Source organism: Agrobacterium bohemicum (assembly GCF_002896715.1).
Lineage (GTDB): Bacteria > Pseudomonadota > Alphaproteobacteria > Rhizobiales > Rhizobiaceae > Agrobacterium > Agrobacterium bohemicum.
Genome location: NZ_PGEL01000006.1, coordinates 1 through 5601 on the forward strand (window position 1 = coordinate 1; position 5601 = coordinate 5601).

General features: G+C 57.8%; 2 protein-coding genes. One reads left to right on the forward strand and one right to left on the reverse strand.

The features are described from left to right. The first annotated feature begins 430 nt into the window (after positions 1–430). A complete protein-coding gene (locus CUC55_RS00030) occupies positions 431–2368 on the forward strand; it encodes a M23 family metallopeptidase (protein ID WP_103086614.1) in 1938 nt (645 codons plus the stop codon). 56 nt (positions 2369–2424) lie between these two features. Here CUC55_RS00030 and clpB read toward each other — a convergent pair whose 3' ends face one another. Continuing rightward, the gene (clpB, locus tag CUC55_RS00035) at positions 2425–5043 is read right to left on the reverse strand and encodes an ATP-dependent chaperone ClpB (protein WP_103086615.1); all 2619 of its coding nucleotides are present in this window, start codon (positions 5041–5043) and stop codon (positions 2425–2427) included. Positions 5044–5601: the final 558 nt, after the last annotated feature.

Sequence of the window (5601 nt, forward strand, 5' to 3'; positions counted from 1 at the left end):
CCGTTTTCTCCAGAACGAAGGACATCGTCGCTAGCAGCGCCGCCGCCCTCGTCAGTGAGCGGACTTATAGAGGACACACCTGAAACAAGTCAACAGTGCCCAACAAAGAAAATACNAAAATGTCGTAAGTAACTGGTTTTATTAAGGCGATTTCGGAAATCCTCCAAAAATGGCTTTTAAAACCTTCTTTATAGCGGCATTCGCAACGTCTGACCTACCTGTGGAACAGGCTTCTTCTAAATAGACCTGACGCACGCCACGTTTTCGCCGCGAGGGCGACGTATCTCCAGACATCAACGAATCCTTGAGGCAAGAAGTTTGGGACTATGGCTCGTTAATCACCGCCTGCGTTTGACTCGCTTGTCCGAAAGTTGCACACCTTCGGCGTGATGGTTTCTGGAGATTATATGAGCGATCGGTCCGGACAGGAATGATGACGAACAGAGACATGATCCGTTCGCTGGGGACCGAGCCACCTATATTGGCAGAAGGCAGACGAGCGCCTGATCGACGGGAAATCTCGTTGCGGTGGCTGAGCGGAACGTTTCTCACAGGCATTACCTCCTCTATCCTTATGGGTGTCGCTCTTTTCGCTGCTCTGGATGGCCGCCAGCAGCTGGCTATTCCGGCAGAAGCGTTTGCGCGTGCCGACATGGAACAGGATGCGTCTGAGACCGTGCGTCGCGGCGTTCGTCTTCTGGCACCCAATATTGCAGCCAGACCCTCTGACCGCTCTGTCATGGATGTTTCGACCGTCATTCACGATGGCGACAAGGAAGTGGTGCGCAAAGTACCCTTCTCTCATGTGAAGATCGCGCTTGCGGCCAACTATACCAATCAGGATGATTACCCTCCTTTCGACCCGCTGAACATTTTCGCGACGAATGAGGATGCCTCCCCCGCCGCGAGCAAGACCGGCACGATCTATGGATCGGAAGTTGAGTCCGAGGTCAGTCTGAAGACCGTAGCTTTTCCGACGAAAAACAGTCCGTTTGCCTATGCTGCCGCCATGAGCTTCGATGAGGTCGAAGAGGCGGTCCGTTCGAACGGTTCCATGCTGACCGATGGCAATGAGCAGCTATCTGCTCTTTACTATATTGATCCGCGTCGCTTCGAGGCGACTGAGGACGTGGATATGACGGCAGGGCTTTCGGCCCGCGTTGTTGAACAGAATATGTCCGTTTCCACGCCGCAGACCTCGACCGTCAAGGTTCAGGAATATGCCGATGACGTCATTCCGGTGCGTCAGGCCCAGACTATGGAGGCCACCCTATTTGGCGCAGGCTACTCCAAGGAGCAGGCCAAGCAAACGGCGGATGCCTTGAGTGCAGAGAACGGGTCGGCTGACGTTCAAGCCGGCGACGTGTTGCGTATCGGGATTTTGCAAAGCGACGAGAAGAGCGATGTCGTGCGCGCCAGTCTTTATCGCAAGTCCAGACATGTCGTGACCGTCGCCACCAACGACACCAAAAAATTCATCAAGGCCAGCGAACCGCCACAACTGGATGCCATCGCCACGGCGTTCGACAGCAGCAACGCGCCACTGACGGCCAACCGCGATTTGCCGCGGGTGTATGACGGTGTTTACCGGGCCGCGCTGACCTATGGCATGAACCAGTCGATGGTTGCGCAACTGGTGAAGCTTCTGGCGAGCAGTGTCGANTTTCAGGCACAGCTGAAGCCGTCGGATTCGCTGGAGGCTTTCTTCTCGGTCGAAGGGCCTGATGGCAAGGCGACAGATCAATCCGAACTGCTGTATGTGAATGCCAAGTTCGGCGACACCGAGACCCGCTTCTACCGTTTCCAGAATCCAGATGATGGCAGCGTCGATTACTTTGATGGTCAAGGCNAAAGCATCCGCCAGTTCCTGATCCGCAACCCTGTCCCGAACGGTCGCATGACGTCCGGCTTCGGGATGCGCCGCCACCCGGTCCTGCGGTTCAGCCGCATGCATACCGGCACGGACTGGGCAGCGCCGCGGGGAACGCCGATCATTGCGACGGGTAATGGCGTGGTCGAAAAGGCGGGGTGGGCTTCCGGCTACGGCAACCAGACGCTGATCCGCCATGCCAATGGTTATGTTTCCTCGTATAATCACCAGAATGCGATTGCCAAAGGTGTGACCGAAGGTGCCCGCGTGACACAGGGCCAGGTGATTGGCTATGTCGGATCGACCGGCCTTTCGACCGGTGCGCATCTGCATTACGAATTGATCGTCAACGGCACCAAGGTCGATGCCATGAAGGTGCGCCTGCCGGGTGGAAAGTCGCTTTCCGGCGAGGCACTGGCGCGCTTTTCGGACGAGAGAAAACGTATCGACACTTTGCTGAACATCGAAGGCAAGCCGGATCAGGTCGCAAGCCGGTAGACCCGCATTCGAGGACTATGGGAAAGGGCTCCATTTCTGGAGCCCTTTTTGTTTGATCATGCGGCGTCGGCAGTTTCGACGTCGGGACGCAGCGGCTTGATCTTGAACAGCAGCCGGTCCGTGCCCGACGTGACCTTGACGCGCGAGCCATCCGGGATTTCTCCACCCAAGATCATCTCGGCGAGACGGTCCTGAACGGATTTCTGGATGACACGCTTCAGCGGGCGGGCGCCGTAAGCAGGGTCGTAACCCTTGTCAGCCAGCCAGATCCGCGCATCCTCGTCCAGTTCCAGAATGATCTTGCGATCCGTGAGAAGCGACACGAGGCGCTTCAGCTGGATATCGACAATCGCTCCCATCTCGTTGCGATGCAGGCGATGGAACAGGATGATGTCATCGATACGGTTGAGGAATTCCGGCCGGAAATGCGACCGGACGCGCTCCATCACCAGCTCGCGCACGGAATCGACCTGATCATGATCGCCCATCTGCGTCAGGAACTCGGAACCGAGGTTCGAAGTCATGATGATGATGGTGTTCTTGAAATCGACGGTGCGGCCCTGCCCGTCCGTCAGACGGCCATCGTCAAGCACCTGCAACAGAACATTGAACACATCAGGATGTGCNTTTTCGATCTCGTCGAACAACACGACCTGATAGGGCCTACGACGGATGGCTTCCGTCAGCGCACCACCTTCTTCATAACCGACATAGCCTGGGGGCGCGCCGATCAGCCGGGCTACGGAGTGTTTCTCCATATATTCCGACATGTCGAGGCGAACCATTGCCGTCTCATCATCGAACAGGAAGCGGGCCAGCGCCTTGGTCAACTCGGTCTTGCCCACCCCGGTTGGGCCGAGAAAGATGAAGGAGCCGATTGGACGGTTGGGGTCCTGCAAGCCAGCGCGCGCACGGCGAACCGCTTTCGACACGGCCTGAACCGCCTCACCCTGACCGACGACGGACTTGGCGAGATCGTCTTCCATACGCAGCAGCTTTTCGCGCTGGCCTTCCAGCATGCGGTCGACGGGAATGCCGGTCCAGCGGGAAATGACCTGTGCGATATTGTCCGCTGTCACCACTTCCTGCACCATCGAACCGGCACCGCTGCTATCGCGTTCTTCAGCGGCAGCCAGTTCCTTTTCGAGACCGGGAATGATGCCATAGGTCAATTCGCCGGCGCGCTGGAACTGCCCGCCACGCTGGGCAATGGCCAGTTCGTTGCGTGCATCTTCCAGCTGCTTTTTCAGGTCGGCAGCATGGCCAAGCTTCTGCNTTTCCGACTGCCAGCGGGCGGTCAGGGCATCAGCTTTTTCTTCCGTATCGGTCAGCTCATCCTCAAGCCGCTTCAAACGGTCTGCGGAAGACGCATCGGTCTCCTGCTTCAAGGCTTCACGCTCGATTTTGAGCTGCATGATGCGACGGTCGAGTTCATCCAGCTCTTCCGGCTTCGAATCCACCTGCATACGCAGCCGCGATGCGGCTTCGTCCATCAGGTCGATGGCCTTGTCCGGCAGGAAGCGGTCGGTGATATAGCGGTTGGAAAGCGTTGCAGCCGCCACGAGAGCCGAATCCGAGATGCGGACCTTGTGATGCTGTTCGTATTTTTCCTTCAGACCGCGCNAAATGGAGATCGTGTCTTCCACGGTCGGCTCATCCACCAGCACCGGCTGGAAACGACGGGCAAGCGCCGGGTCCTTTTCCACATGCTTGCGATATTCATCGAGCGTGGTTGCGCCAACGCAATGCAACTCGCCACGGGCCAGAGCCGGTTTCAGCAGATTGGACGCATCCATCGCGCCATCCGCCTTGCCCGCGCCGACAAGCGTGTGCATTTCATCGATGAACAGAATGATGCCGCCAGCTTCGGCCTGAACTTCGTTCAGCACCGCCTTCAGACGCTCCTCGAACTCACCGCGATATTTCGCACCGGCAATCAGCGCACCCATATCGAGCGCCATCAGCTTCTTGTCTTTCAGGCTTTCCGGCACGTCGCCATTGATGATGCGGATCGCCAGACCTTCGGCAATCGCCGTTTTACCGACACCGGGTTCACCGATCAGCACGGGATTGTTCTTGGTGCGCCGCGACAGAACCTGCATGGTGCGACGGATTTCGTCATCGCGACCAATCACGGGGTCGAGCTTGCCGTCGCGTGCATCTGCGGTCAGATCACGGGCGAATTTCTTCAGCGCATCGAAACCCTGCTCGGCGTTGGCACCATCCGCGGTGCGGCCCTTTCGGATATCGTTGATGACCTGATTGAGGGCCTGCGCGGTGACGCCAGCCTTTTTCAGGGAGGCGGATGTCGTGGCCGATGTTTCAATGGCAAGCGNCTGCAGCAGGCGTTCGACGGTGACGAAGCTGTCACCAGCCTTTTTGGCGACATCTTCGGCAGTCGAAAAGACCTTGGCCAGCGGTGCCGTCAGCGAGAGACCGCCATTGCCGCCGGAGACTTTCGGCAGCTTACCCAGCGCTGCATCATTGGCGATGCGGGCTTCCTTGGCGTTTCCGCCAGCGCGCTCGATGAGCGATGCGGCCATGCCCTGATCATCGTCCAGCAGCACTTTCAGCACATGCTCGGCGGCGAATTGCTGGTGATTTTCGGCAAGCGCATAGGTCTGCGCAGATTGCAGAAACCCACGGACCCGTTCGGAATATTTCTCAATGTTCATGTCGTAACTCCTTGTACCGCCCTGCCCGTCTTCGGCACAGCACGGAATGTTAGGGTTGAGACTCCCTGAAGCGGCAAGTCCCGTTGCGATAAGGTTTTTATCGCCTGAAGCATAAGGCTCGGCCAAAGGCCGGGCATTCCGCTCCGTGAGGTTGATATGGTACGAAATTTTGCTGGTTTAAAGAGGTTGGGAATGGGGATGAGTGGATTTTTTGGGGTGTCGAAGGTGGCGGCGACACATCGCGACGGCCGGAGCAAGTTCGNCCCCCTCTGCCTGCCGGCATCTCCCCCACAGGTGGGGAGATCGAATGTGGATAGCCCTCGGCCATTTTGAACGTCGCATGTAAGGCAAAGTGTTTGCGTCTTGCCGATCTNCCCACCTGTGGGGGAGATGCCCGGCAGGGCAGAGGGGGGTGAGCCACACCCGCAAACGAAAAAATACACTCCACCACCCAATCCAATCCTGTCAAAAACCCCGGCCACCACACACGCACGCTTCGCCGTTCACGCGGCAGCGCCTGCCCGTGGCTTGATCTGTTCTCAGTGCCCATAACCATTT